Source organism: Stenotrophomonas sp. STEN083 (genome assembly GCF_056759195.1).
In genome coordinates this window covers 1-25,515 of record NZ_JBRRCU010000064.1, presented here as the reverse complement: position 1 = coordinate 25,515, position 25,515 = coordinate 1, and the positions used below count along the sequence as shown (strand labels likewise).

Here is a 25,515-nt window from a genome sequence, read left to right as displayed (position 1 = left end):
GGGTTGGGGGGGGCGGCGGTTTTCTCTTGGGTGGGGGTGGCTGGTGCGGCGCGGCCTGGGCTGGCGGGGGGGTTGCGGGCGGGGCCTCCGCCCGGGGCGGCCCCCCCACTACAGGGAATTTTCCGGCCGGAAGCACAGGCAAAGGCGGCCCTCACCCCAACCCCTCTCCCGCTTCGCAGGAGAGGGGCTGCAATCAAAGGCCCTTGGCTCTTGGGGTCACGAATACCGTGATTTCCTCGCGGTCGTGATACAGCTGCTTGGCGCGGATGGTCAGTGGCTTGTCAGCCTTTTCGGCGAACAGATCCAGACACAGGCGCGTTTCATCCCAGCGCTTCTTCATCGGCAGCTTCAGGTTGAAGATGGCGTGTTTGCACCAGCCTTCGCGCAGCCAGGTGCCCATACGCTCGGAAACGCGGCGTGGCTGTTCGACCATGTCGCAGACCATCCAGTCCAGCGGGGTTTCCGGCTGCCAATGGAAGCCATCGGCGCGCAGGTGTTCGACCAGACCGGTATCCAATACATGCTGGCGCAGCGGGCCGTTGTCGATGCTGTTCACGCGCAGGTGCTGACGGGTCAGCACCCAGGTCCAGCCGCCGGGTGCAGCGCCCAGGTCAGCTGCGCGCATGCCCGGCACCACCAGCGCTTCGCGTTCTTCCGGCGTAAGCAGGGTCATGAAGGCTTCTTCCAGCTTCAAGGCCGAGCGAGAGGGCGCATCCGGTAGCAGCTTCAAGCGCGGAATGCCCAGCAGCCACGGTGCGCTGTCGCGGGTATCGGAGACGCAGACGAAGGCATGCGTGCCATCGACGAACACCACATGCAGGCGCGGCAGCTTGCCGTTGGGTTTGTCGGTGAGCAGGCCGCCTTTGCGCAGCGCCGGGCGCAACGCATTGCCGAAGGCGCGGGCCAGGCCAGCCAGCGGTTTGCCGGCGTCCGAATCGGGATGCTCGACCCACAGATCACCAAACCGTTGCTGGCCTTCCAGCGCGGCAATGATCGGGGTGATGCGATCCGTGGCATCGAGCTGTGGCAGCTCGGCGAGAATCCGCAGCTTCTGGCGGGCGAAGATCAGCTCGCGCCAGGGCAGGCGCTGGTCCAGCGCTTCGGCCTCATCGGTGACGAACACCACGTAGCCATCGTTGCGTTGGGTGCGGGCGTAACCGGCAATGCCGGCATGGCCTGCACGGTCGTTCAATTCGCCGGCCAGTTCCGGTTCAAAGCCTTGGCGGCAGTAGCAGAGCAGGCCGGTCATGGAAATCCTTGGTGTGGAGCGGGTGGGCTTCTCCTTCTCCCGCCGGGAGAAGGTGCCCAGTAGGGGCGGATGAGGGTCGGTGAAGCCTTGTGCAGTTCGTATCCTGCGGCCTGCCGGACCCTCACCCCAAGCCCTCTCCCGCAGGCGGGAGAGGGGCTTTGAGTATCAGTAGCGTGCGCCGTCGTTCTTGCCGTAGCTGTGCAGCACGGCGCGGGCGTCGTCGCGGTTGATGCCTTGCACGACCTCGATGCCGCGCTTGTTCAGCTCACCTGCCCAATCGGCCGGCAGCGGGCCTTCGTCGAACGGGGTGAGTTCTTCCACGTCGGCGGCGCAGGCGCCGATCAGCAGGCGGTCGATGCCGGCCCAGACGGTGGCGCCGTAGCACTGGCAGCAGGGCTGTGAGGACGTAGCCAGGGTGATCGGCGACAGCAGCGCGTTCAGGCGCGGGGTGTTGAGCTTCTGCTGGGCCAGCATATAGGCCATGTTTTCGGCATGTGCCAACGAGGTGGCATGCGGCACCACGCGATTCACCGCGGCGGCGATCACCTTGTGGTCGGGGCCGAATACCACCGCACCAAACGGGCCGCCACTGGCGTGTTCAACGTTCAGCCGCGACAGCTCGATGGCCAGCGCTACCTTGTCCGCATCGCTGGTATAGGCGCGGTCGCAGTCGACGGCGTCGTGGATCCAGACGGGGAGGGTGAGGTGAACCTGGGCGTGCAGCATGATGATGACCGGCGTTGTGGCAAAAAACGGCGGCCAGTTTAGCGGACTGGGGCGCTGGGGCGGACTTGCTGGCTTGGGTTGTTCAGGTGTGGGGGGCCGGTAGGTAATGATCTGTAGCGGAGCCGGGTTCAGCCCCCTCCCTTTCGCGCAGCGAAGGGGAGGGCTGGGGAGGGGTTGGCTTTTGCTTTGGGGTTTGCGGTTGACGCGAAAAGCACCCCTCCCCAACCCTCCCCTTGGCCTTTGGCCAAAGGGAGGGGGCAAGCGCTTAGAACTCCGCGCCCACCGTCATGAAGATCTGCCGCGGGGCGCTGGCGTGGATGGAATAGCGGGTGCCGGTGGGGTCGGTCGGGGCGAACGAGCTGAGCTGGCCGGCGTAACGCTTGTTGGTCAGGTTGGTGACGTTCAAGGACACCTTGACGTTCTGCAGGCCCAGACCGGGTCCGAAGCTGTAACCGCCGCCGGCATCGAAGGTGGTCACGCCCGGTACCGACTGGTCGTTGGTATAGGTGTAGTAGCGCTTGCCGGTGTACTTGCCGCGCAGGCTGGCGAACCAGCCGTCACGGTTCCAGCTCAGTTCGCTGGAGGCCATGCGCTGCGGGGTGTCGACGGTGATCTTGCCGGCGACTGGAACGATCGCACCGCCGGAGACATAGTCGTCCTCGTAGGTGGTCTTGTTCCAGGACAGCGCGTTGTACCACTGCAGGCCGTCGACAGGCTTGAGGATGAAAGTCAGTTCCGCGCCCTGGCTCTTCACCGAGCCGACGTTGATGAAGCGGGTGATGCACTCCGGTCGCGTGCCCACTTCAATGCTGGTGCAGGGATTGAGCGAGAGCAGGCGGTTGTCGAACATCACGTGGTACGCAGCCAGCGAGGCCTGATACTTGCTTCCGAACGTGCGGAAGCCGGCCTCGAAGGTCTTGGACTTCTCCGGTTCCAGTCCCGCGCTGGCGGCAAAGGATTCGGGCGAGACCTGCAGCGGGCCGCCGCTGCCACCACCGACGAAGGCGGCGATGTTCTCGGCATACGAGGCGAACAGCTCGTTGTTGGCATTGAGTTTGAAGCCGACACCCAACTGCGGCAGCAGTGATTCCTTGGCGGTGAGCGTGCCCGACGCGAGCTTCTGCTCGGTGCCGGGTTTGGCGGTTGCACGCATGCGGGTGTTCGGGCTCTTGATGCCGATATCCACGGTCAGGCGCTGGTCGAGGAAGCGCATGCGGTCCTGCACGTAGAACTGCCGCGTGCGGATGTCGAAGTCCTGGTCGAACAGACGACGGTCCGGGTTCTTGAGGTAGGTGTCGTCGAGGAACGGGCCGTCGATGTAGTAGAAGTTGCGCTCGACGTTGTGGTCGTTCTGCTCGAACCACAGGCCGGCTTCCAGCTCATGGATGCCAACAGTCCACGACAGCGCAGCGGTCAAACCCTGGCGATCAATGGTGTAGTTGGTGCTGCGGATCGAGATCGGCAGCATGCGGTCGGTGCCCGGATGCGAGGGCTGGCCCGGTGCCCACCAGTGGCCTTGGCCACGATTGTCATGGTGATAGGCGAGCAGCTTGAGGTTGAGTTCGTCGCCGAGATGCAGGCTGGCGTCGAGCGAATACAGATTGTCATCGCGCAATGCGCGGCTCTGGTAATAAGCATCGTCGATGCTGTTGACGCCACCACTGAAGGCGCAGCGATCCGCATCGAAAGTGCCCGGTGCGCAGTAGGCTGCGGCGACCGCGCGATCCCAATCTGGCGCGTAGATGTTCCAGTCATAGCCCAGCCCGCGCTGCAGCATGCTCTTGGACAGGTAGGCGTAGTTGGCCTGGCTTGCCCGCGAGGTGGCGACAAAGGCGCCAAAGCGATGATCGCCAACGTTCCACACCGCCTTGGCGTTGAACTGGCGGGTGGTCTGGTTCTGGTACGGTGCGGCCCACATGTCGGCATCCTGATGCACGCCGGAAACATAGGCCGAGAAGCCATTCAGATCGCCGGTATCCACGCGCAGGTAGCCGCGACGCTGGTTGTCATCGCCGACGGTGACACTGGCGCGGCCGCCGAACACCGTTGAAGGGTCCTGCGAGAAGTACTGGATGGCGCCACCGAGGTTGCTGGTCGAAGCCACACCCAGCGAGCCGATGCCCTGCGACAACTCGGCGCCGCCAAGGTTCTCGGCAATGATGGCGCGGGCGATGCTCAAGCCGTTGTAGTTGCCATAGCTGTTGTCGCCGAGCGGGATGCCATCGAGCGTATATCCCAGGCGGGTCTTGTCGAAACCGCGCAGGCTGATGGTCTGCGATTCTTCGTTGGCACCGAAGGCGTCGTTGGACTGCACGGAAACACCGGGCAGACGATCAAGAATCTTCTGGCCGCTGCTACCCGGCGGCAACACCTGTTTGTCGACCTCGCCGATGCGCTGCACCTGGCGGGTCTGGCCTTGGCCGATCACCGAGATGGTATCCAGTGTCTGCGCGGAGGCGCCGCTGTCTGCAGCGGCTTCGGCGAAGGCGTGGTTTGTGCACAGGGCGAGGGTGATGGCGAAGCTGAGGCGTTGGAGATTCATTGTCTACCGGGTCCATGGAAAGGCCGGCGTGTACGCCGGTCCAAGGAGCCTGTCGAACGATTGTTAAAGCTCGTTTACGCAGACGCGAAACATTGCTGTTTCACGGTGTTCTGCGTACAGATGCGAGCAGAAGTGCGACGCAGTCGATATGAAATACCGGACGTTCGACAGCAATGGTGCACAGGCTTCCAAACGAAAACGCCGCGACAAAGCGCGGCGTTGGTTGTTGCATGCATGGTCGCAAGATCAACCCATGTACAGGCCACCGTTGACCGGATAGTCAGCACCGGTGACATAGGCCGCATCATCACTGGCCAGCCACGCACACAGCGCGGCCACTTCCTCTGGCTTGCCAAGGCGGCGGATCGGTACCGAGGCCGCAAGCCGGTCCAACACATCGGGCGGAAAGCTGCTGATCGCCTGGCTGGCGATATAGCCCGGCGAAATGGTGTTGACGGTGACGCCGCGCGCGGCAACCTCCGCTGCAAGCGCACGACTGAAACCGTGCATCGCAGCCTTGGCCGTTGCGTAGTTGACCTGGCCGATCTGGCCCTTCTGCGCACTGACCGAGCCGATATTGATGATGCGGCCCCAGTTCTGGTTGGTCATGCCATCAACCACCTGTTTGCTCAGGTTGAACAAGGTGTTGAGGTTGGAGGCGATCACCGCGTTCCAGTCCTCGGTGCTCATCTGCCGGAACAGCATGTCGCGGCTGCCACCGGAGTTGTTGACCAGTACATCCACTTCGCCCACTTCCGCGCGCACCTTGGCAAAGGCAGCTGCGGTGGAGTCCCAATCGGCGGCATTGCCTTCGGACACGATGAAATCAAAGCCGAGTTCGCGCTGTTCGCGGATCCAGTTGGCCTTGCGCGGTGAATCCGGCGCGCAGCCTGCCACCACCGTGTGGCCGGCGCGGGCAAGGGTCTGGCAGATGGCAGTGCCTACACTGCCCATGCCACTGGTGACGTAAGCGATACGTAGCGTCATGGTGCTCTCCAATGCGTCATGTAGGTGCCGCTCAGGCGGCCAGTGGATACAGGGCGAACAGCAGGCTGCCGGCCATCAGGATCATCGAAATGAGCACCGCCCACTTCAGGGTGAACTTCTGGTGGTCTGCGAAATCCACCTTGGCCAAGCCAACCAGCAGATAGGTCGATGGCACCAGCGGGCTCAACAGATGCACCGGCTGCCCGGCCAGCGAAGCACGCGCCATTTCCACTGGAGTGATGCCGTAGTGACCTGCCGCTTCGGACAGGATCGGCAGCACGCCGAAATAGAACGCGTCGTTGGACATGAAGAAGGTGAAGGGCATCGATGCCACCGCAGTGATCACCGCCAGGTACGGGCCCCAGGCTTCCGGAATCACCGACAGGAAGCCGCGCGACATCGCTTCGACCATGCCGGTGTTGGACAGGATGCCGGTGAAGATGCCCGCAGCGAAGATCAGTGACACCACCGACAGCACGTTGCCTGCATGGTTGACCACGCGGCGGCGCTGCTCGGCCAGGTTCGGGTAGTTGATCACCAGCGCGATGGCGAAGCCGACCATGAACAGGATCGGCATCGGCAGCAGGCCGATCACCAACGCCGCCATCAGTGCCAGGGTCAGGGCGAAGTTGACCCACAGCAGCTTCGGCCGCTTGGTGTCTTCGGCGTCTTCCACGGTCGGCAGCGCATCGCTGTCGTCGGAGACGCTGGCGTCCATCCACGAACCACCCTGCGGCAGGGCGACCACACCAAGACGACGGCGTTCCTTCATGCCCAGGTACCAGGCCAGCGCGAGGATGCCGGCGCAGGCCAGCACCATCGCCGGAATCAGCGGCACGAACACATCGGCCGGATCCACATGCAGCGCAGTGGCTGCACGCGCGGTCGGGCCGCCCCACGGGGTGAGGTTCATCACGCCGCCAGCGAGGATGGTCACGCAGGTCATGCTCAGCGCGTTCATGCCCAGCCGGCGGTACAGCGGCAGCATCGCCGACACGGTGATCATGTAGGTGGTGGAGCCATCGCCATCGAGCGAGATCAGCATCGCCAGCACGGCGGTGCCCATCACGATCTTGAGCGGATCGCCCTTGACGATGCGCAGGATGATGCGCACCAGCGGGTCGAACAGGCCGGCGTCGATCATCACCCCGAAGTAGAGGATGGCAAACATCAGCATCACGCCGGTCGGTGCGATCTTCTTGATGCCGTCGAGCATCATTTCATCGAGGCCGGCACCGAAGCCGCCGATCAGGGCGAAGACGATGGGTACGGTAATCAGGGCGACCAGCGGCGACAGTCGTTTGCTCATGATGAGATACATGAACGTCAGGACCATGCCGAAGCCGAGGATGGTCAGCATCATCTGCAGACTCCTAGTAGAGACAGGACGGGGAAGAGGTGTTTAGAAATCGAACTGCAGGCGGCCGGTGACCGCGCGGGTGTGGTCCACAGTGGTATCGGTCAGGCGGTTGCGGTTGCGGCTTTCAATCAGGTTGAGCATGAAACGCAGGTTGTCGCGCAGGTACCAGTTGCCGGCCAGGGTCCAGGCCTCGGTGCTGCCGTTGCGCAGGTCGGGCTGGCCATCAAGGTGCTGGTTGCCGCGCATCTGGTCATAGCGCAGCGCGACTTCAAACGCGCCAGGCTTGTGGCGGATGTCCTTGATGCGGGCGAAGCGGCCGGTCTTGCGGTCGTAGCTGCGCGACTCGCCGGTGACGAACCAGCTGAGCATGCCGTAGGCGGCCATCACCTCTCCGCGTTGGGCGCCGTCGTCGAAGGTGGCGCCGCTGAATTCGCCCTGCCATGACAGCGGGCCGCGCACCTGCGCGTATTCCAGCGACCACTTGTTGACGTCGGTATCGCGGCCGGCCGAGAAGTCGACCATCGTCAGACGGCTTTCATCGGACAGATGGCCGGCCGGGCGCGGACGAATGCGCAGCGCCGGCACGCCGTTCACGCCGGGGTTGTCATAGGCCTCGCGGGCCAGCGACACGCCCAGGTGCAGCACATCGCCAGCGGACGGGCTCGGCGCCCAGGTGACACGGCCACCCGCAGCGCGGCCCTTTACCTGCCAGGCATCGATGCTTTCCAGGCTGTAGACGCTTGCCGCCCAGGTCATATCACCCGGGTTGGCCTGCCACGAGGCGCCAAGGCGGTACAGCGGGGCCAGGCTGGTGCCGGCGTTGCCGCGCTCCAGGAAGCTGCCGTAATTGGAGCCGGTACGGTCGTCCAGCGAGTAGTACTGCTTGAACTGGCCCACCGTCAGCTTGCCGGCATCGCCGAAGCTGCGGCTGACGTAGACGTCCTTGGCTTCCGGGCGGTCACCGGAGAAATCGGCTTCCAGCTTGTAGTCGACCACGAAGAACTTGCCGGAGACATCCAGCCAGGCGCGACGGATCTCGGTGTCGTCCTTGTTCGGGTTGCCGCGATGGTCGTTGTCGAAGCTGGCGAAATCCAGATGCAGGCGGCCGCCGATGGTGGCCGTGACCGGGCCTTCGTCTTCTGCGGCCAGCGCTGGAGCACACAGGCTCAGCAGGACCGCGGCAGCGAGGCTGCGCTTTTGGAAAACACTCAGTTCCACAAACCCTCCCAGGTGCGCGCCAGGCGCGCGGCAAACTATGGGCACCTGCTGGTGCGTGGGCGCAGTCTGGAGGGGACTAGCTGTCATCCGCCTGTCAGGGGTTTGTGCGGCGCAGCAATGTGCGCCGGAACTGCGTCTTCGCGGCTTCCGCGTTAGCATTCGCGCCTTCCTGCCACATTCCCCTGCGATGCGCCTGCTGCTGGTTGAAGACAATGCGGACCTGGCCGATGCCATCATCCGTCGCATGCGCCGCAACGGCCATGCGGTGGATTGGCAGGCCGATGGCATGGGCGCGGCCAGCGTGCTGCGCTACCAGAGCTTCGATCTGGTGGTGCTGGATATCGGCCTGCCCAAGCTCGATGGCCTGCGCGTGCTGGCAGGCATGCGCGAGCGCGGTGACAGCACGCCGGTGCTGATGCTGACCGCACGCGATGGCATCGAAGATCGCGTCCAAGCGCTGGATGTGGGCGCTGACGACTATCTGGGCAAGCCCTTCGATTTCCGCGAATTCGAAGCCCGTTGCCGGGTGCTGCTGCGACGTGGTCGTGGCCAGGCCAGCGAAGTGGTGCAGATCGGCGGTTTCCAGTTCGACAATGCCGCGCACCGGGTCAGCATGGATGGCGAAGTGATCGAGCTGCCGAACCGTGAGTTCCGCCTGCTGGAGATCCTGGTCGGCCGAATCGGACAGGTTGTCGGCAAGGACGAAATTGGCAAAGGCTTGTTCGGTTTCGACGACGAAGCCGGGCCCAATGCCATCGAGCTGTATATCGGGCGGCTGCGCAAGAAACTGGTGGCCGCACCATTGCGCATCACCACCGTGCGTGGTGTGGGCTACATGCTGGAAGCCAACGACGGCGCTACTGATGGCGACGGCTGAGGTCCGCACTTCCGGTTCTTTGCGGCGCACCTTGATGCTGTATCTGGGCGCGTTGTTGGCGGTATTTGCGGTGGCGCTGTTGTTTGCCGCGCGTGACTACGGGCAACGTGCTGCAAACCGTTCCTACGATCACCTGTTGGTGTCTTCGGCGCTGTCCATCGCCGATTCGGTAGCGCTGGTTGATGGCCAATGGCAGGTGGATCTGCCATATGCGGCCTTGGACCTGTTGTCGATGGCCGAGGAAGACCGGGTGTTCTACCGGGTTGCTGATAGCCGTGGCCTGACCATCACCGGTTATGAGGATCTACCTCTCGCACCGCGCAAGACCGGCAGCCAGCCACAGTTGTTCGATGCCGAGTACAGCGGCGAAATCGTGCGCTTCGTGGTGGTCAAACGCAGCTTTGCTGCTGCGTCCGCGCAGGGCGAAGTGCAGGTGCAGGTGGGCCAGACCCGGCGTGCGCGCGCTGCCTTGGCGCAGGAAATGGTCAACCGCGCGCTGATCGCCATCGGCGTGTTGTCGGCCTTGTTGCTGGGATTGGTGGCATTCGGCGTGCACCGCGCGTTCCGTCCTCTTGTGCGGCTGGAGCGCGAACTGTCGCGGCGCGAGCCGTCCGATCTTAAGCCGCTGGATACGCGCGTGCCGCGCGAGATGAACCAGATGGTTGGCGCCTTGAACCGCTTCATGGAACGCCTGTCCAGCAGCAACGAAACCCTGCGTGCATTCATGGCCGAAGCCGCACATCAGATGCGCACACCGCTGGCAGCATTACGCGCGCAGGCGCAGCTGGCCTTGGACGAAGAAGAGCCCGAGGACATGCAGCGCAGCCTGCGTGCGATCGAGCGCAACGCCACCCATATGAGCCGCCTGCTCAACCAGTTGCTCAGCGATGCCAGTGTCATCCATCGCTCCAACCTGCAGCGCTTCGCGCCACTGGATCTGGCTGAAACGGTGCATCAGGCCTTGCATGAAGCCTTGCCGCAGGCAGGGCCGGCACCACGCGTGCAGCTGGCGATCACTACCGGCGCGGTGCAGGTCAACGGCGACGCCCTGCTGTTGCGCGAGGCGATCAAGAACCTGATCGACAACGCGATGAAATACGGCGGCGACGGTCCTTTGCAGATCGCCTTGACCGTGCAGGACACGCAGGCGGTATTGACCATCGCTGACCACGGCCCCGGCATCAGCGCCGCCGATGCCGAGCGCGTGTTCGAACGCTTCGGACGTGGTGAAAACGCGCCTGCCGGTGGTGCAGGCCTGGGGTTGGCCATCGTCAAGCGGGTGGTTGAAAGCCATGGTGGCAGCATCGACCTGAGCAACCGGCCCGAAGGCGGCCTCGTCGCCACCATCCATCTGCCGAGGCATGCCGCATGAGCCGCTTGTTGATCCTGTTGCTGGGCCTGCTGCTGGCACCGTCATTGCGCGCTGCGCCGGGTGATGTACAGCGTTTCCCCGCGCAGGGTGTTGTGACTGAGCAGCTGCGCATCCACGGCACCACCGATATCGAAGTGTTCGCGGTAGTGATCGCCGATTACCAGCGCCTGCATCCGGGTACGGAAGTCGTTTACGAAGACATCATTACCCAGGACCTGTACGCGCGTTTCCTGCGCGACCGCAGCACCGCGACCACGCCTGATCTGCTGATTTCCAGTGGCATGGATCTGCAGACCAAGCTGGTCAACGATGGCCACGCATTGCCGCACCGTTCGCCGCAGACCGAAGCCGTGCCTTCCTGGGCGAAGTGGCGCAATGAAGCCTTCGGCATCAGCTACGAGCCGGTGGCGATGGTCTACAACACGCGTGCATTGCCCGCGGCAAAAGTACCGCACACGCGCCGCCAGCTGCTGGACCTGCTGCGTGCCGAAGGCGCACCGCTGCGCGGCAAGGTCGGCACCTACGATATCGAACGCAGCAGCGTCGGCTATCTGCTGGCGACCCAGGACGCGCAGCGCGGCAGCATCGCTGGCGCCTTGCTCGGCGCGTTGGGTGACAACGGCGTGGTGCGCGAGGAGCGTACCGGCGTGCTGTTGGACCAGGTCAGCAGCGGCAAGCTGTCGCTGGTCTACAACGTGTTGGGTTCCTACGCGCAGGCGCGTATCGATGCCGGCGCGCCCTTGGGCATCGTCGAGCCGGAGGATTACACCCTGGTGGTTTTGCGTACGGCGGTGATTCCGCGCAACAGCCCGCACCCGGCCGAGGCCAAGCGTTTTCTCGACTACCTGTTGTCGGCGCGCGGCCAGCAGGTGCTGTCGCGCGAGGCGCGGCTGATGCCGATCATCCGCAACGGCGGTGGTGACAGTGATCCCGGCCAGAACCGGCGGCCGATCCAGCTTGGGCCGGGGCTGCTCGTGTATCTGGATGCGCTCAAGCGCCGCCAGTTCCTCGATGCCTGGCGCAGCAGCGTCGAGCCCAAGCCGCGCTGAGTGTGGCTCAGCGTAGCGGGACGGGATTCTCGCTCCTCGGTTGGCGCAGCACCGTAGCCCGGGTAAGCGCAGCAAGGGGATCCAGTGATCTTTCAGACAATCTGTCACCGGCCCCGGGTGCGCTGCGCTTACCCGGGCTACGGTCGGATCGCTTTGTGCCCGCTCAGCGCACTGGCGCTGGGTTCTCCGTCATTGGCTGGCGCAGCGGGTTGCTGCTGCCTGCTGCCGCGCATTTGCCCTGCACGCAACTGCAGCCCTGGATCTCCGGGAAGCCGCAGACACTCATCATGCCCTTGGCCTGACAGCTGGCCTGCACGCCGGCCGGACCGGTGGCGCTGTTGACGTTGACGCAGGCCGGGTAGTAACCGCAGCAGTTGCCGACGTTTTTCACCGCGCAATCGGCATCGACCTTGCAGCTGCTGTCGACCACGACGGGCGTGGCGGCTGGTTTGGCAGGTGTTGATGGTTCGCTGGCAGCGACTGGCGCGGGCGTTTGCGAGGTGACCGGCGCAGTCGCGGCCGGTGAGCTGCAGGCGGTGATCGCAAGCAGCAGGCAGAGCAGCAGTGACAGACGGAACATGGCGAATCCTGTTCTTGGGCACGCGGCCATGGTAGCCGCGTCCCATGTGAGCAGGGGGTTACCGGGCTGTCAGCCGGTAACCCCACCCATCCCGATCAGGCCGACCAGGTATCGCGCAGGGTCACGCTGCGGTTGAACACCGGCTTGGCCGGGGTGTGGTCGCGGCGATCGGCGACGAAGTAGCCGGTGCGCTCGAACTGGTAGCTCTGTTCCGGTGCGGCCAGGGCTGCGGCGGGTTCGACGTAGCCGGTGACGACCTTGCGCGATTCCGGGTTCAGGTGATCGCGGTAGGTCTTGCCTTCGGATTCATCGTCCGGGTTGGCGACCGAGAACAGGCGGTCGTACAGGCGCACTTCGGCTTCCACCGCGTGCTGGGCGCTGACCCAATGGATGGTGCCCTTGATCTTGCGGTTGGCGCCTTCCATGCCAGGACGCGATTCCGGGTCCAGCCAGCCACGCAGCTCGACGATCTCGCCGGCGTCGTTCTTGATCACTTCATCGACGCGGGCGATGCCGGCGCCACGCAGGCGCACTTCGCCGCCCGGGACCAGGCGCTTCCAGCCCTTGGGCGGCACTTCGGCGAAGTCTTCGCGCTCGATCCACAGCTCGCGCGAGAACGGCACTTCGCGGCTGCCGAAGCTTTCGTCCTTCGGATGGTTGCTGAAGGTGAGGGCTTCTTCGTGGCCTTCCGGCAGATTGGTCAGCACCAGCTTGAGCGGATCGATCACCGCCATGCGGCGTGCGGCGGCGCTGTCCAGGTCTTCGCGCAGGGCGCCTTCCAACACGCTGAAATCGATCAGCGAGTTCTGCTTGGAAATGCCCACGCGTTCGGCGAACAGGCGCATCGCCGCCGGGGTGTAACCACGACGACGCAGGCCCTGCAGGGTCGGCATGCGCGGGTCTTCCCAGCCATCGACCAGGTTTTCGGTGACCAGCGCCATCAGCTTGCGCTTGCTCATCACCGTGTAGTTGATGTTCAGGCGCGAGAACTCGATCTGGCGCGGCTTGGCGGCTTCGCGCGGCAGGCCCTTGTCGACCAGCGGCTGGGTCAGCGCGTTGTCGTGGGCGTAGTCGACGTTGTCCACGCACCAGTCGTACAACGGGCGGTGGTCTTCGAATTCCAGCGTGCACAGCGAGTGGGTGATGCCTTCCAGCGAGTCGCCCAGTGCATGCGCGAAGTCATACATCGGGTAGATCGGCCAGGCATTGCCGGTGTTCTGGTGCTCGACGTGCTTGATGCGGTAGATCGCCGGGTCGCGCAGGTTGATGTTGCCGCTGGCCATGTCGATCTTGGCGCGCACGGTGCGGGCGCCATCGGCGAACTCACCGGCGCGCATGCGCGCGAACAGGTCCAGGTTTTCCTCGACGCTGCGCTCGCGGTACGGCGAAGGACGGCCCGGCTCGGTCAGCGAACCGCGGTAGGCGCGTACTTCCTCGGCCGACAGGTCGCAGACATAGGCCTTGCCGTCGCGGATCAGCTTCTGCGCGGCCAGGTAATAGGCGTCGAAGTAATCCGAGGCGTGGCGCAGCTCGTTCCACTCGAAGCCCAGCCAGCGCACGTCGTCCTGGATGGCCTGCACGTATTCCGGGTCTTCCTTGGCCGGGTTGGTGTCATCGAAGCGCAGGTTGCAGACGCCGCCGAACTCACCGGCGATGCCGAAGTTCAGGCAGATCGACTTGGCATGGCCGATGTGCAGGTAGCCATTGGGCTCGGGCGGGAAGCGGGTCTTGATGGCCGTGTGCTTGCCGCTGGACAGGTCCTCACGGACGATCTGACGGATAAAGTCCCTTTTCTCTGATGCCAAGGCATCAGCGGCGCGCTTTTCGGCGGGAGCGTTTTCCGGCGTGGCAGCGACAGCAGGCGTGTTCTCGGACATGGGGGGGACGCAGTGTATTGAAGTAAACCGCAAGTTTAGCCGAGCCGGGCGTTGGCTGCCGGGACGGAGCTATGCTGGGGCCTCCCGCCCCGTGGATTGCCACTGATGGACCGCCCCGTTCTGGTGATAGGCAACAAGAACTACTCGTCCTGGTCGCTGCGCCCGTGGCTGCTGCTGCGCCATTTCGGGGTGGAGTTCGACGAAGTACGGTTGGCCCTGGATACGCCGGGTTTTGCCAGCGAAGTGCTGCAATATTCGCCGACCGGCAAGGTGCCGGCGCTGCGTGATGGCGCGCTGCAGGTCTGGGATTCTCTGGCCATCTGCGAGTACGCCAACGAGCGCTGGCTGGGCGGACGCGGCTGGCCGGCCGATCTGGCCCAACGCGCCGTGGCGCGGGCTGCCGCGGCGGAAATGCATTCAGGTTTCACCGGGTTGCGCAGCCAGCTGCCGATGAACAGCCGCCGCCAGCCGGACGGCTACCGCTGGGATGCCGCCGCCCAAGCCGACATCAACCGCATCCGCGCGCTGTGGAGCGAGCTGCGCCGCCAGTACGGCGCGGGCGGGGCGTTCCTGTTTGGCCAGTTCGGCATTGTCGATGCGATGTTCGCGCCGGTGGCGGTACGCTTCGACGGCTATGGCGTGGCCGCGGAAGGCGTTGCCGGTGAGTACCTGCAGGCGCTGTTGGCGCTGCCGGCACTGTGCGAGTGGCGCCAGGCCGGTGCGGCGGAAAGCGAGCACGTCGCGGCCACTGATGACCTGTGCCAGCCGGTTTGAACGGAGAATCAAATGCAGCTGATCTACCAGAGCAATAATCTGTTCGACGCGCATCTGGTCAAGCATGCGCTGGAGGATGCCGGCATCCCGGCCTTCGTGTTCGGCGAGTCTTTGCTGGGTGCGGGTGGTGAACTGCCCCTGTTTGGCCTGCTGCGGGTCTGCGTACCCGATTCGGCCAAGCCTGAAGCCGAGGACATCGTCGCTGCGCTGGGCTTGGACGACGGCCCCGCCGACCCCATCTCGGATGACGATGAAGCGCCGGGATTCCTCCCGGCCTGAGGAGCTGACATGTTGGGAATCGGCCAGGGAATACTGGGTATCGGCGCGTTCAAGCAGCGCCTGCCGCGCCCGGAGGAAGCACTGCCGGGGCGGGACACGCCGCTGCCGCTGCACAACCAGCATTTCGTCAAAGGCCAGCCCTTGCAGGCCGATTTCGACGGCCTGCAGGTGCTCGACGTGGGCCTGGGCTGTTTCTGGGGCGCCGAGCGCAAGTTCTGGCAGCTGCCGGGCGTGGTGACCACGGCGGTGGGCTATCAGGGCGGCGTCACCCCGAACCCGACCTACGAAGAGGCCTGTTCCGGGCTTACCGGCCACACCGAAGTGGTGCGGGTGGTATTTGATCCGGCACAGGTCACGCTGGAGACGGTGCTGCGCACCTTCTGGGAGAACCACAATCCCACTCAGGGCATGCGTCAGGGCAACGACACCGGCACCCAGTACCGCTCGGCGATCTACTGCCACACGCAGGAACAGTACGACGCGGCGATTGCCAGCCGTGATGCCTACCAGCAACAGCTGACTGCTTCTGGTTTCGGCGAGATCACCACCGAGATCGTGTTCCCGGCACCGCCGTTCTATTACGCCGAGGATTACCACCAGCAGTATCTGGCCAAAAATCCCAATGGTTATTGCGGCATCGGCGGTACCGGTGTGAGCTGCCCGATTGGCCTGGATGTCTGAGCAGTGAGTGCCACACCGCGTCGTTTACTGGTGGTGTGGCACAGCTTCACCGGCGCTACTGCGGCGATGGTGGAAGCATTGGTGGAGGGTGCACGCGCGAGTACCGGCGGTGCGGTGCAGGTGATTGCCTTGCGCGCCGCAGATGCGGGTGCCGACGATGTGCTTGCCGCCGATGCGGTGGTGTTCGCCACGCCGGAGACATTGGCCTCGATGAGCGGGGCGATGAAGGATTTCTTTGATCGCAGTTATTACCCGCTATTGGGGCGCTGCGAGGGCAAGCCGTATGCACTGCTGGTGTGTGCGGGCTCGGATGGCCAGCCGACGATTACGCAGTTGCGGCGCGTGGCTTTGGGCTTGCGTTTGAAAGAGGTGACCGAGCCGGTGCTGGTGTGTACGCAGGCACAGACGGCGGAGGCGATTGTTGCTGAGAAGAAGCTGCCTGATGTGCAGCTGGCGCGAGGCCGCGAGCTGGGCGCGCTGCTCGCAGCAGGGCTGGAACTGGGAGTGTTCTAGCTTTTGCTTAAGCCCCTCTCCCGCATGCGGGAGAGGGGTTGGGGTGAGGGCGCTCTGAAAGCACGTGGAGCAAAAGCTTTAAAAGCTTCCCCTCATCCGCCCCTTCGGGGCACCTTCTCCCGCTCGCGGGAGAAGGGATGCATCAAGCATCGCGTTTGTCGTCGGGCTCCGCTCAGCCGCCCAACTCATCCGCAATCCGCAAACGCAAGGTCTGCAGATCCTTGGCAAACGCATCAATACCAGTAGCCAACTTCTCGGTGGCCATCGGATCAGCCGCCATATCCGCATCGAACTTGGCTTCATCGATCGCAGCGACGTTCACTGCTTCAGCAGCGCCAGCAATCAGCTTGCGCGGCAGCTCGCCGAAGTCAGCATCCAGCTTCTCCAGCAGATCCGGAGAGATCGTCAAACGATCACAGCCAGCCAACGCTTCAATCTGCGCAGTCGAACGGAACGAGGCACCCATGACAACGGTGTTGGAACCACGGCGCTTGAACTCGGCAAACACGCCGCGCACGAACTTCACGCCCGGGTCTTCGTCGATGTTGGCCGGGGTCTGGCCGTTGGCCACGTACCAGTCCAGGATGCGACCGACGAATGGCGAGATCAGGAAGGCACCGGCTTCCGAACAGGCCAGGGCCTGGGTCGGGTTGAAGATCAGGGTCAGGTTGCAGTCGATGCCTTCGGCCTGCAGCACGCGCGCGGCTTCCACGCCGGCCCAGGTGGCGGCGATCTTGATCAGCACCTTGCTGCGCGGCACGCCGGCCGCTTCGTACATGGCGATGAACTCGCGCGCCTTGGCAATCGTCGCGGCGGTGTTGTGCGCCTGGTCGGCGTCCACCTCGGTGGAAACGCGACCCGGCACCAGCTCGGCCAGCATGGTGCCGACGCCGACGGTCAAACGATCGACCACGGCATTGGCGATGGCCTGCTTGTCACCGCTTTGAGCCCGGCCCCACTGCAGCTCGCGTTCGATCAGGCCGGCGTAGACCGGCAGGTCGAGGGCTTTTTTCACCAGGGTCGGGTTGGTGGTGCAGTCGACCGGGCGCAGGCGCTTGATGGCGTCGTAATCACCGGTATCGGCGACGACGACGGACAGTTCACGCAGTTGGGCGAGCTTGGAGGGGGCCTGGGACATCATGGTTTCCTGTTGCAGGTGCGGCGCAGTGCGCTCAGCGGTGGAAATCGCCAGCCGCTTCGGGCTGGTAGTGAACGGCGGTGACGCGCAGGCGCAGCTTGCGGCCGCCCGGTGCGGTCCAGTCGATGGTCTGGCCAACCGACAAGCCCAGCAGGGCGCTGCCGACCGGTGCCAGCACGGACACGCGGCCCTTGTCGAAGTCCGCTTCGTGCGGATAGACCAGAGTCAGGGAATGTTTTTCGTTGTGCAGTTCGTCTTCGCAGTCCACGCGGGAGTGCATGGTGACGATGCCTTCGGGGATTTCTTCCGGCGGCAGCACCTGCGCGCGCTCAAGTTCCTGCGCAAGGGCAACAGCGGCCGGGTGCCGGCTCAGCGCCGGGGAGTCCAGCAGGGCCTCAAGACGGGCCATGTCACGGGTGGAAACAACGATGGATGGTGGCAGACCGCTGTGGCTGGTCATGGGAATTCCTTATCTGATTGAAGAGCAAGCAAAAGGCGACGCTTTGTCGGCGCCGCCCGGATTTCTATTGTGCTGGTGAAACGGGCCGTAGGCGACCCTGTGAAGATCATGGGGCCGGTGCGGCCCGGATGCAATGTGGGGGAGGGGGGTATTCAGGTTTTGGGGGCAAAAACTGCCCCTTCCCCAACCCTCCCCTCCGCCAGCGGCGCAAGGGAGGGAGCCAAGTCTTGCCCCCTCCCTTGCGCGCAGCTCAGGGAGGGCCGGGGAGGGGGCAGCTTTTAAGCCTGAACCCGAGCAGCCTCCGCCGGCGTCTCCAACAATCCCGCCGGCAGCTGCTTGAACAACTGCGAGAACTGTTCAAGGAACGCGCCCATCGCCGAGCTGCGGCGCCAGACCATGCCGATCCTGCGGCTCGGTTGCGGATTGCCCGCAAACGGGATCAACCGCACGTTCTCCGAGCGCGCTACTGGCGGCTTCACTGCCAACATCGGCAGCAGGGTGACGCCCACGTTCGCCGCCACCATCTGCCGCAGAGTCTCCAGGCTGGTGGCCTGGAATTCGGATTTCTCCAGCGCGCCGGCCATATGGCAGACATCCAGTGCCTGATCGCGCAGGCAATGGCCGTCCTGCAACAGCAACAAGCGCTGATCGGACAAGTCATCCAGCGTCAAAGAGGCGTGGCTGGTCAGTGGATGGCCTTCTGGCGCAGCCAGCACGAAGGGTTCCTCGAACAGGAATTCGGTGTGCAGCTGCTCGTCGGCGATTGGCAGCGCAAGTATTGCGGCATCGAGCTGGCCGTTGCGCAGCTGCGCCAGCAACACATCGCTCTTTTCCTCGACCAGCAGCATCTCCAGTTGCGGGAAGCGCTGGCGGATCGCCGGTACTACATGTGGCAACAGATACGGGCCCAAGGTCGGGAAAATTCCCAGACGCACGGTGCCGGCTTCCGGGTCGCGGGCGCGGCGTGCGGCTTCCTTCATCTGCTCTACTTCGGCCACGATGCTGCGCGCACGCGCGGCGGCTTCGCGGCCGGCCGGGGTCAGCATCACTTTGCGCGGGGCACGCTCCACCAGCGGCACGCCCAGTTCTTCTTCCAGCTTCTTGATCTGGGTGGACAGGGTGGGCTGGCTGACGAAGCTGGCCGCAGCGGCACGGCCGAAGTGCTTGTGCTCGGCCAGCGCCACAAGGTATTTCAGGTCACGAAGGTTCATGTCGGGCTCCCGGGTGTTTCCTTCTCCCTGCGGGAGAAGAGCCTGTCCCCGCGAAGGGGGGGATGCCCCGAAGGGGCGGATGAGGGTTGGGCGAAGCCCATGTTTTCCAGGATTGCAGAAGGTTCTACCCTCACCCCAACCCCCGCTTCGCGCCCCGGCCCCGCGCTGACGCGGGGCGTTCGTGGGGCAGCGAACCGGTGGTTCGCAAACTGCCCCTCTCACCCCAACGGGAGAGGGGCTTTGAGCATCAGGCGGTTTCGGTCTCTACCGCTGCAGGCTGCAGCACCGGCGTACGGATCAGATGATCGAAGGCGCTGAGTGCGGCGGTCGAACCGGCGCCCATCGCGATGATGATCTGCTTGTACGGCACCGTGGTGCAGTCACCGGCGGCAAACACGCCCGGCACATTGGTCTGGCCGCGATCATCGATGATGATCTCGCCGCGACCGCTGAGCTCCACCGTGCCACGCAGCCACTCGGTGTTCGGCAGCAGGCCGATCTGCACGAAGATGCCTTCCAGCTCGACCCGGTGCGAATCGCCACCGACGCGGTCGGTGTAGACCAAGCCGTTGACCTTCTGGCCGTCGCCCAGCACTTCGGTGGTCTGTGCGTTGAGGATCACCTTCACGTTGGGCAGGCTGTTGAGCTTGGCCTGCAGCACCTGGTCGGCACGCAGCTTGCTGTCGAATTCGAACACGGTGACGTGGCTGACGATGCCGGCCAGGTCGATGGCCGCTTCCACGCCGGAGTTGCCGCCGCCGATCACCGCCACGCGCTTGCCCTTGAACAGCGGGCCGTCACAGTGCGGGCAGTAGGCAACACCCTTGTTGCGGTATTCGTTCTCGCCCGGCACGTTCATCTGCCGCCAGCGGGCGCCGGTGGACAGGATCACCGTCTTGGACTTCAGCGAAGCACCATTCTCCAGCTGTACTTCGACCAGGCCATCGGCACCGGCCGGCAGCAGCTTGGTCGCGCGCTGCAGGTTCATGATGTCCACCTCGTACTCACGTACGTGGGTTTCCAGTGCGGCGGCCAGCTTCGGGCCTTCGGTGTGCTGCACCGAGATGAAGTTCTCGATCGCCATGGTGTCCAGCACCTGGCCGCCGAAACGCTCGGCAGCCACACCGGTGCTGATGCCCTTGCGTGCGGCATAGATGGCCGCAGCCGCACCGGCCGGGCCACCGCCCACCACCAGCACGTCGAATGCATCCTTGGCCTTGATCTTTTCGGCCTCGCGGGCAACGGCGCCGGTGTCGAGCTTGGCGATGATCTGCTCCAGGCTCATGCGGCCGGAGTCGAACATCTCGCCACCCTGGAACACCATCGGCACCGCCATCACCTGGCGCTGTTCCACTTCCTGCTGGAACGTACCGCCCTCGATCACCGTGGTGCTGATCTTCGGATTCAAGATCGCCATCAGCGCCAGCGCCTGCACCACGTCCGGGCAGTTGTGGCAGGTCAGCGACATGTAGACGTCGAAGCTGTACTCGCCGTCGATCGCGGTGATGCTGTCGATGACGTCCTGCGCGACCTTCGGCGGATGGCCGCCGGTCCACAACAGGGCAAGTACCAGCGATTCGAATTCGTGGCCCAGCGGCAGGCCAGCGAAACGCACGCCATGGTTCTGGCCTTCGCGGGCGATCACGAACGAGGGCTTGCGCGCATCGTCGCCGGCGGTGTCCAGCGTGATCTTGCCGCCGCCGGCCGCGACGATATCGTCAAGCAGGCCGCGCATGTCCTGGCTTGCGCTGCTGTCGTCGAGCGAGGCGATCAGGCGCAGTGGCTGGCGCAGCAGGCCCATGTACTGCTGCAGCTGGGTCTTGAGGCTGTCGTCGAGCACGGTCAACTCCTTCGTTGAGGCAAAGCGGGGGAGTGACGCCCCTGCGTGAAGCGGGGCGCCAGTAAAAGTAGGGGTGAACCGCAGCGGGCTGCGTGGCGTGCTGGCGTGGTGCTGGCTGGCATCAACACGCTGCGGTTCACCCCCACACCCGCCGCGGGGGCGGGGTGGGAGCGGGTACGACTTTTTAGATCTTGCCGACCAGGTCCAGCGACGGGGTCAGGGTCTTTTCGCCTTCCTTCCACTTGGCCGGGCACACTTCGTTCGGGTGTGCGGCGGTGAACTGGGCAGCCTTCAGCTTGCGCAGGGTCTCGGACACGTCACGGGCGATCTCGTTGGAGTGGATCTCCGAGGTCTTGATCACGCCTTCCGGGTTGATCACGAAGGTGCCACGCAGGGCCAGGCCTTCTTCCGGAATGTGCACGCCGAAGGCGTTGGTCAGCTGATGGGTCGGGTCGCCGACCAGCGGGAACTTGGCCTTGCCCACGGCCGGCGAGGTTTCGTGCCACACCTTGTGCGAGAAGTGGGTATCGGTGGTCACGATGTAGACCTCGGCACCGGCCTTCTGGAACTCGGCATAGTTGTCAGCGGCGTCTTCAATCTCGGTCGGGCAGTTGAAGGTGAAGGCTGCCGGCATGAAGATCAGGACCGACCACTTGCCCTTCAGTGACTCATCGGTGACTTCAATGAACTTGCCGTTGTGGAACGCATTGACCTTGAACGGCTGGACCTGGGTGTTGATAAGGGACATGAAGTTTCCTCTTGCGGTTGTAGGGCGGGGTGAATCGTTGGAGCAAAGACTAATAGGCAGAGACTAATAAAACAAATGAATTGGATGCATCGTATCAATAGATAAAACCTATCAATCGCTGCTCTGAAACTGCCTCAAGGCCTGATATCGGGTGCTTTGCGGGCTTTCCAAGCCATCCGCGGCCAAGCTGAACGGCGCGGCATAGATGGAATTAATCCCAAGGCAAGGATCTTGGCGGTAGGCAGGGGCGGGCGCGCTGACTATCCTCGCCCTCCTGATCGAACCCGCGAAGAGGTACTGCAGTGTCCACGTTGAAGGTTGCCGAGCTGTTGCGGGAGGCCGCTGCACGCCTGCCGGGTGAAGATGCCCGCCATGAGGCCGAGCAGTTGCTGATCCACGTGCTGGGCGTGGAGCGGGCCTGGTTGTTCGCCCATGCCACCGACGAGGTGGAAGCCGAGGCGGTGGAGCGTTTCGAGGTGCTGCTGGCGCGCCGTGCCGAGGGTCATCCGCTGGCCTATCTGACTGGCCGCCGCGGCTTCTGGAACCTGGACCTGCAGGTCAACACGGCGACCCTCATTCCGCGTCCGGAAACCGAGCTGCTGGTCGAGCAGGCGCTGGCACGGCTGCCGGCCGACGACATGGTGCGGGTGGCCGACATGGGCACCGGCAGTGGCGCGGTCGCCTTGTCGATCGCCAGTGAGCGGCCTTTGGCCACGGTGATGGCGACCGATGTGCTGGGCCCGACCCTGGCGATGGCGGTGAAGAACGCACAGGCGCACGGTCTGGAAAACGTGTGGTTCCGGCGTGGGCACTGGTATACGGCGCTGGGCGCGGATCGCTTCGACATGATTGTCAGCAACCCGCCGTACATCGCTGCGGGTGATCCGCATCTGGTTGAAGGTGATCTGCGTTTCGAGCCGCCGCCGGCCTTGGCCTCAGGTGCCGATGGCCTGGATGCGATCCGCGAGATTGTTGCCGGCGCGCATGAGCATCTGGTGCCCGGTGGCTGGTTGCTGCTGGAGCATGGCTGGGATCAGGGCGAGGCGATCCGCGCGCTGCTGGAGCAAGCCGGGTTTGTGGAGGTGCAGACGGTGCAGGATCTGGAGCAGCGGGATCGGGTGACCTTGGGGCGTTGGCCTGGTTGAGGTTGAGGTTGAGGTTGAGGTTGTTGTAGTTGCTGTTGCTCTTGCTGCTTTTTTCAGCTCGTCATTCCCGCGAAGGCGGGAATCGCTCTGGTCTTTGCTTCTGCAGTTGATTTGGGAGCCAGAGCCAGAGCCAGAGCGATAGCGATTCCCGCCTTCGCGGGAATGACGGCTTTCAAGGCCAGGGCCAGAGCGATTCCTGCCTTCGCGGCAATGACGGCTCTCAAGGCCAAGGCCAGAGCGATTCCCGCCTTCGCGGGAATGACTGCATAAAGAACGAAAGCCAAGGCCAAAGCCAAAGCCAAAGCAGAGCCAAAAGCACTACTCCAGCCTGACATCCAGGCCATTTCCTGTCCGCATGACGGCCCCCAAATCCTCCCGTAGCATCGCCATTTCCAAACCGGGGATGCCGATGATCCGTACCGCGTTCGCTGTCGTATTGCTGCTCACATCGCTGGGCTGTGCTGCAACGCCAGGCACTAGCAAACACGCTCCCATCCATCCCTTGCGTGAGGGATTGCCGGTGCAGGACGACTTCGCCGATCTCGCGCCCCTGGGCGAGGCTATCGGCGACAAGCGCATCGTCATGCTCGACGAGCTCACCCACGGCGAAGGCAATATCTACGAGAGCAAGGTGCGTACCGTGCGCTACCTGCATGAGCGCAAAGGCTTCGACCTGCTGGTGCTGGAAAGCGGTCTGTTCGATGTAACCCGCCTATGGCAATCACGGCTGCCGCTGCGTGCCAACGCGCCGGGCAACATCTTCTACATGTATGCCAACAGCGCCGAGGTCTGGCCGCTGTGCGACTATCTCGACGCGCAACGTGATACACAGGCTGCGATGCAGCTGGCCGGCTTCGATGGTCGCTTGAGTGGCGGATTCTCACGCCGGCAGCTGGTGCCGCAGCTGGGTGAGCGATTGCTGCGTCAGCCATTGGGCGAGGCGCAGCAGCAGCGGCTGCAACAACACCTGCAGCAGGTGCAACGATTGCTGGATGGTCAGCTGGCAGCGGCTGATGCCAGTGTGCGCCAGCGCTTCCTCGAAGATTCGCAATGGCTGCTGCAATTGCTGCCAGCGCCGGATGCCGAGCACGGTGACGATGTGTTCAACAGCGATGGCTTCTGGCGCCGCATCAACGCCAGCCTGCATCGCATGGCCGAAGTGGCTTGGCAGCTGCGGCCGTTCGATGAACACGATCCGGTCATGGCCGCCAACCTGCAGTGGTTGCTGGAGCAGGCCTACCCGGGACGCAAGGCGGTTGTGTGGGGGCATTACGCGCATCTGAACAAGCTCGGCGGCTACCGCGACGGTCATCCGCGTGGCTTTCCGGTAGTAGACAACGTGACCCGCGCTTTGCCGCCTGCGCTGCAGAAGCAGACCTATGTGCTGCACTACGCAGGCGCGCAAGGAAGTTATCTTGACTACATCGATCAGCAGGTTCGCAAGGTGGACGCACGGCCGTCGCAGCTGGAGTCGCGCTTGACCGCAGATACCTCGGCGACCGCGGTTTTCGTCGATCTGCATGCAGGCAGCTTGCCCGGCGAGGACGATCCAGCCAGCCGGCTGTGGGGCATGGACTACGCCGATGAATTGAGCCTGCCCGAAGCACGGCAGCGCTTCGACGGCCTCTGGCTGCTGGATGGCATCACACCGGCGACCTATGCAACGCCCTGATGGAACGCTGTAGCGCAAACAAGACCGCAACATCGCTGCGTTAAACTAGCCGTCCTGTTCCCTGCGAGGCTGCCATGCGCACGCTCTACCCCGCCATCGAGCCCTACGACACCGGCACGCTCAAGGTCGACGACCGCCATACGCTGTACTTCGAACAATGTGGCAATCCCAACGGCAAGCCGGTGGTGATGCTGCATGGCGGCCCCGGTGGCGGCTGCAGCGACAAGATGCGTCAGTTCCACGACCCGGCCAAGTACCGCATCATCCTGTTCGATCAGCGTGGTTCGGGCCGTTCCACCCCGCATGCCGACCTGGTCGACAACACCACCTGGGATCTGGTCGCCGACATCGAGAAGCTGCGCGAAAAGCTCGGCGTCGACAGCTGGCAGGTATTTGGCGGCAGCTGGGGTTCGACGCTGGCGTTGGCCTATGCCGAAACCCATCCGCAGCGGGTGACCGAGCTGGTGCTGCGCGGCATCTTCATGCTGCGCCGCTGGGAGCTGGAATGGTTCTACCAGGAAGGTGCCAACCGCCTGTTCCCGGATGCCTGGGAGCACTATCTCAAGCCGATCCCGGCAGTGGAGCGTCACGACCTGATCTCGGCCTTCCACCGCCGCCTGACCAGTGACGACGAAGCCACCCGTCTGGCGGCTGCCAAGGCATGGAGCGTATGGGAGGGTGCCACCAGCTTCCTGCATGTGGACGATGATTTCGTCAACAGCCACGAAGACCCGCAGTTCGCGCTGGCCTTCGCCCGCATCGAGAACCATTATTTCGTCAACGGCGGTTTCTTCGAAGTGGAAGACCAGCTGCTGCGCGACGCGCACAAGATTGCCCACATCCCGGGCGTGATCGTGCACGGCCGTTACGACGTGGTCTGTCCGCTGGCCAATGCCTGGGAACTGCACAAGGCGTGGCCAAAGGCGCAGCTGCAGATCAGCCCGGCGTCCGGCCACTCGGCGTTTGAGGCCGAGAATGTCGACGCACTGGTACGCGCAACCGACAGCTTCGCCGGTTGATAAGCGAGCCCCTGTAGTGCCGAGCCATGCTCGGTAGGGGCGTTACCGATAGACCATCTTGTAGGAGCGGGGGGGGGGGCGGCCGAGGGGTGCTTGTAGGGAGCCCTGCACTGATCGCTGTGAGGGGGGTCTGCCAGCGCCGCGGAGTCGCCCCGCCCCCATATGTTTTTTGCAAAGAGTCACCCCCCGACGGCCCTG

The 25,515-nt window shown here is 64.1% G+C and carries 23 protein-coding genes and 1 pseudogene; 10 read left to right on the top strand and 14 right to left on the bottom strand.

Annotation, left to right across the window (positions count from 1 at the left end; all coding sequences use genetic code 11):
* Positions 1 to 193 precede the first annotated feature (193 nt).
* The 6 genes from rlmM to ACVOK8_RS15965 form a co-directional block, all read right to left on the bottom strand.
* Complete coding sequence (gene rlmM, locus ACVOK8_RS15990; protein ID WP_481567686.1) at positions 194 to 1,249, bottom strand: 23S rRNA (cytidine(2498)-2'-O)-methyltransferase RlmM; 1,056 nt, start codon at positions 1,247 to 1,249, stop codon at positions 194 to 196.
* A gap of 165 nt (positions 1,250 to 1,414) precedes the next feature.
* Positions 1,415 to 1,975, bottom strand: a complete 561-nt coding sequence (locus ACVOK8_RS15985) for a nucleoside deaminase (RefSeq protein ID WP_481532396.1) — start codon at positions 1,973 to 1,975, stop codon at positions 1,415 to 1,417.
* Between the two features lie 265 nt (positions 1,976 to 2,240).
* The gene (locus ACVOK8_RS15980; protein ID WP_481567684.1) at positions 2,241 to 4,517 is read right to left on the bottom strand and encodes a TonB-dependent receptor; all 2,277 of its coding nucleotides are present in this window, start codon (positions 4,515 to 4,517) and stop codon (positions 2,241 to 2,243) included.
* A 246-nt stretch (positions 4,518 to 4,763) separates the two neighbouring features.
* Complete coding sequence (gene phbB / locus ACVOK8_RS15975; RefSeq protein WP_481537273.1) at positions 4,764 to 5,504, bottom strand: acetoacetyl-CoA reductase; 741 nt, start codon at positions 5,502 to 5,504, stop codon at positions 4,764 to 4,766.
* A 31-nt stretch (positions 5,505 to 5,535) separates the two neighbouring features.
* Positions 5,536 to 6,864 (bottom strand): CitMHS family transporter, encoded by a 1,329-nt coding sequence (locus ACVOK8_RS15970; RefSeq protein WP_312914076.1) that lies wholly within the window; start codon positions 6,862 to 6,864, stop codon positions 5,536 to 5,538.
* A gap of 42 nt (positions 6,865 to 6,906) precedes the next feature.
* Positions 6,907 to 8,082 carry an OprO/OprP family phosphate-selective porin gene (locus ACVOK8_RS15965; RefSeq protein ID WP_481567683.1) on the bottom strand — a complete coding sequence of 392 codons (1,176 nt, stop codon included), beginning with the start codon at positions 8,080 to 8,082 and terminating at the stop codon, positions 6,907 to 6,909.
* A gap of 187 nt (positions 8,083 to 8,269) precedes the next feature.
* Between ACVOK8_RS15965 and ACVOK8_RS15960 the strand changes: the two genes are divergently transcribed.
* From ACVOK8_RS15960 to ACVOK8_RS15950, 3 genes are read left to right on the top strand one after another with little or no spacing between them, the layout of a single operon-like run.
* Entirely contained in the window at positions 8,270 to 8,959 is a 690-nt protein-coding gene (locus tag ACVOK8_RS15960) for a response regulator (RefSeq protein WP_481567682.1), read from the top strand.
* On the top strand, positions 8,946 to 10,331 hold the full coding sequence (locus ACVOK8_RS15955; RefSeq protein WP_481567681.1) for a sensor histidine kinase N-terminal domain-containing protein: 1,386 nt from the start codon (positions 8,946 to 8,948) through the stop codon (positions 10,329 to 10,331). The genes ACVOK8_RS15960 and ACVOK8_RS15955 overlap by 14 nt, the downstream gene beginning before the upstream one ends.
* A complete protein-coding gene (locus tag ACVOK8_RS15950) occupies positions 10,328 to 11,380 on the top strand; it encodes an ABC transporter substrate-binding protein (protein ID WP_481567680.1) in 1,053 nt (350 codons plus the stop codon). Before ACVOK8_RS15955 ends, ACVOK8_RS15950 begins: the two co-directional genes overlap by 4 nt.
* A gap of 163 nt (positions 11,381 to 11,543) precedes the next feature.
* On the opposite strand, the gene ACVOK8_RS15945 is transcribed toward ACVOK8_RS15950, so the two are convergent.
* Both ACVOK8_RS15945 and ACVOK8_RS15940 read right to left on the bottom strand, forming a co-directional pair.
* Positions 11,544 to 11,960 (bottom strand): hypothetical protein, encoded by a 417-nt coding sequence (locus ACVOK8_RS15945; RefSeq protein WP_481567679.1) that lies wholly within the window; start codon positions 11,958 to 11,960, stop codon positions 11,544 to 11,546.
* A 95-nt stretch (positions 11,961 to 12,055) separates the two neighbouring features.
* The gene (locus tag ACVOK8_RS15940) at positions 12,056 to 13,837 is read right to left on the bottom strand and encodes a glutamine--tRNA ligase/YqeY domain fusion protein (RefSeq protein ID WP_481567678.1); all 1,782 of its coding nucleotides are present in this window, start codon (positions 13,835 to 13,837) and stop codon (positions 12,056 to 12,058) included.
* Positions 13,838 to 13,942: 105 nt separating this feature from the next.
* Here ACVOK8_RS15940 and ACVOK8_RS15935 point away from each other — a divergent pair.
* The 4 genes and pseudogenes from ACVOK8_RS15935 to ACVOK8_RS15920 all read left to right on the top strand — a co-directional run bounded on the left by ACVOK8_RS15935 (position 13,943) and on the right by ACVOK8_RS15920 (position 16,084).
* A pseudogene (locus tag ACVOK8_RS15935) lies at positions 13,943 to 14,589 on the top strand (glutathione S-transferase family protein).
* A 34-nt stretch (positions 14,590 to 14,623) separates the two neighbouring features.
* Positions 14,624 to 14,890: a putative signal transducing protein gene (locus ACVOK8_RS15930; RefSeq protein ID WP_481567677.1), complete on the top strand. Its 267-nt coding sequence runs from the start codon at positions 14,624 to 14,626 to the stop codon at positions 14,888 to 14,890.
* 30 nt (positions 14,891 to 14,920) lie between these two features.
* Positions 14,921 to 15,571 carry a peptide-methionine (S)-S-oxide reductase MsrA gene (msrA, locus tag ACVOK8_RS15925; RefSeq protein ID WP_481567687.1) on the top strand — a complete coding sequence of 217 codons (651 nt, stop codon included), beginning with the start codon at positions 14,921 to 14,923 and terminating at the stop codon, positions 15,569 to 15,571.
* A gap of 3 nt (positions 15,572 to 15,574) precedes the next feature.
* The gene (locus ACVOK8_RS15920) at positions 15,575 to 16,084 is read left to right on the top strand and encodes a flavodoxin family protein (protein WP_481567676.1); all 510 of its coding nucleotides are present in this window, start codon (positions 15,575 to 15,577) and stop codon (positions 16,082 to 16,084) included.
* Between the two features lie 172 nt (positions 16,085 to 16,256).
* Here ACVOK8_RS15920 and ACVOK8_RS15915 read toward each other — a convergent pair whose 3' ends face one another.
* The 5 genes from ACVOK8_RS15915 to ahpC all read right to left on the bottom strand — a co-directional run bounded on the left by ACVOK8_RS15915 (position 16,257) and on the right by ahpC (position 21,481).
* Positions 16,257 to 17,225 carry a transaldolase gene (locus ACVOK8_RS15915; protein ID WP_481567675.1) on the bottom strand — a complete coding sequence of 323 codons (969 nt, stop codon included), beginning with the start codon at positions 17,223 to 17,225 and terminating at the stop codon, positions 16,257 to 16,259.
* Positions 17,226 to 17,256: 31 nt separating this feature from the next.
* Positions 17,257 to 17,682, bottom strand: a complete 426-nt coding sequence (rnk, locus tag ACVOK8_RS15910; RefSeq protein WP_282272444.1) for a nucleoside diphosphate kinase regulator — start codon at positions 17,680 to 17,682, stop codon at positions 17,257 to 17,259.
* 278 nt (positions 17,683 to 17,960) lie between these two features.
* Positions 17,961 to 18,893 carry a LysR substrate-binding domain-containing protein gene (locus tag ACVOK8_RS15905; protein WP_481567674.1) on the bottom strand — a complete coding sequence of 311 codons (933 nt, stop codon included), beginning with the start codon at positions 18,891 to 18,893 and terminating at the stop codon, positions 17,961 to 17,963.
* Positions 18,894 to 19,140: 247 nt separating this feature from the next.
* Positions 19,141 to 20,733: an alkyl hydroperoxide reductase subunit F gene (gene ahpF / locus ACVOK8_RS15900; RefSeq protein WP_481567673.1), complete on the bottom strand. Its 1,593-nt coding sequence runs from the start codon at positions 20,731 to 20,733 to the stop codon at positions 19,141 to 19,143.
* Between the two features lie 184 nt (positions 20,734 to 20,917).
* Entirely contained in the window at positions 20,918 to 21,481 is a 564-nt protein-coding gene (gene ahpC, locus ACVOK8_RS15895) for an alkyl hydroperoxide reductase subunit C (protein WP_313174167.1), read from the bottom strand.
* A 302-nt stretch (positions 21,482 to 21,783) separates the two neighbouring features.
* On the opposite strand from ahpC, the gene prmC reads away from it, so the two are divergent.
* On the top strand, positions 21,784 to 22,626 hold the full coding sequence (gene prmC, locus ACVOK8_RS15890) for a peptide chain release factor N(5)-glutamine methyltransferase (protein WP_481567672.1): 843 nt from the start codon (positions 21,784 to 21,786) through the stop codon (positions 22,624 to 22,626).
* A gap of 53 nt (positions 22,627 to 22,679) precedes the next feature.
* Here prmC and ACVOK8_RS15885 read toward each other — a convergent pair whose 3' ends face one another.
* Entirely contained in the window at positions 22,680 to 22,970 is a 291-nt protein-coding gene (locus tag ACVOK8_RS15885; RefSeq protein WP_481567671.1) for a hypothetical protein, read from the bottom strand.
* A gap of 65 nt (positions 22,971 to 23,035) precedes the next feature.
* Here ACVOK8_RS15885 and ACVOK8_RS15880 point away from each other — a divergent pair, with 65 nt between their 5' ends.
* Entirely contained in the window at positions 23,036 to 24,298 is a 1,263-nt protein-coding gene (locus ACVOK8_RS15880) for an erythromycin esterase family protein (RefSeq protein WP_481567670.1), read from the top strand.
* 74 nt (positions 24,299 to 24,372) lie between these two features.
* A complete protein-coding gene (gene pip, locus ACVOK8_RS15875) occupies positions 24,373 to 25,317 on the top strand; it encodes a prolyl aminopeptidase (protein ID WP_481537287.1) in 945 nt (314 codons plus the stop codon).
* Positions 25,318 to 25,515 lie beyond the last annotated feature (198 nt).

Bases quoted from the DNA above. Each gene is read 5' to 3' on its own strand.
- rlmM (WP_481567686.1), bottom strand. From the start codon at position 1,249: ATGACCGGCCTGCTCTGCTACTGCCGCCAAGGCTTTGAACCGGAACTG.
- ACVOK8_RS15985 (WP_481532396.1), bottom strand. From the start codon at position 1,975: ATGCTGCACGCCCAGGTTCACCTCACCCTCCCCGTCTGGATCCACGAC.
- ACVOK8_RS15980 (WP_481567684.1), bottom strand. From the start codon at position 4,517: ATGAATCTCCAACGCCTCAGCTTCGCCATCACCCTCGCCCTGTGCACA.
- phbB (WP_481537273.1), bottom strand. From the start codon at position 5,504: ATGACGCTACGTATCGCTTACGTCACCAGTGGCATGGGCAGTGTAGGC.
- ACVOK8_RS15970 (WP_312914076.1), bottom strand. From the start codon at position 6,864: ATGCTGACCATCCTCGGCTTCGGCATGGTCCTGACGTTCATGTATCTC.
- ACVOK8_RS15960 (WP_481567682.1), top strand. From the start codon at position 8,270: ATGCGCCTGCTGCTGGTTGAAGACAATGCGGACCTGGCCGATGCCATC.
- ACVOK8_RS15955 (WP_481567681.1), top strand. From the start codon at position 8,946: ATGGCGACGGCTGAGGTCCGCACTTCCGGTTCTTTGCGGCGCACCTTG.
- ACVOK8_RS15950 (WP_481567680.1), top strand. From the start codon at position 10,328: ATGAGCCGCTTGTTGATCCTGTTGCTGGGCCTGCTGCTGGCACCGTCA.
- ACVOK8_RS15945 (WP_481567679.1), bottom strand. From the start codon at position 11,960: ATGTTCCGTCTGTCACTGCTGCTCTGCCTGCTGCTTGCGATCACCGCC.
- ACVOK8_RS15940 (WP_481567678.1), bottom strand. From the start codon at position 13,837: ATGTCCGAGAACACGCCTGCTGTCGCTGCCACGCCGGAAAACGCTCCC.
- ACVOK8_RS15930 (WP_481567677.1), top strand. From the start codon at position 14,624: ATGCAGCTGATCTACCAGAGCAATAATCTGTTCGACGCGCATCTGGTC.
- ACVOK8_RS15915 (WP_481567675.1), bottom strand. From the start codon at position 17,225: ATGATGTCCCAGGCCCCCTCCAAGCTCGCCCAACTGCGTGAACTGTCC.
- rnk (WP_282272444.1), bottom strand. From the start codon at position 17,682: ATGACCAGCCACAGCGGTCTGCCACCATCCATCGTTGTTTCCACCCGT.
- ACVOK8_RS15905 (WP_481567674.1), bottom strand. From the start codon at position 18,893: ATGAACCTTCGTGACCTGAAATACCTTGTGGCGCTGGCCGAGCACAAG.
- ahpC (WP_313174167.1), bottom strand. From the start codon at position 21,481: ATGTCCCTTATCAACACCCAGGTCCAGCCGTTCAAGGTCAATGCGTTC.
- ACVOK8_RS15885 (WP_481567671.1), bottom strand. From the start codon at position 22,970: ATGGCCTGGATGTCAGGCTGGAGTAGTGCTTTTGGCTCTGCTTTGGCT.
- ACVOK8_RS15880 (WP_481567670.1), top strand. From the start codon at position 23,036: ATGATCCGTACCGCGTTCGCTGTCGTATTGCTGCTCACATCGCTGGGC.
- pip (WP_481537287.1), top strand. From the start codon at position 24,373: ATGCGCACGCTCTACCCCGCCATCGAGCCCTACGACACCGGCACGCTC.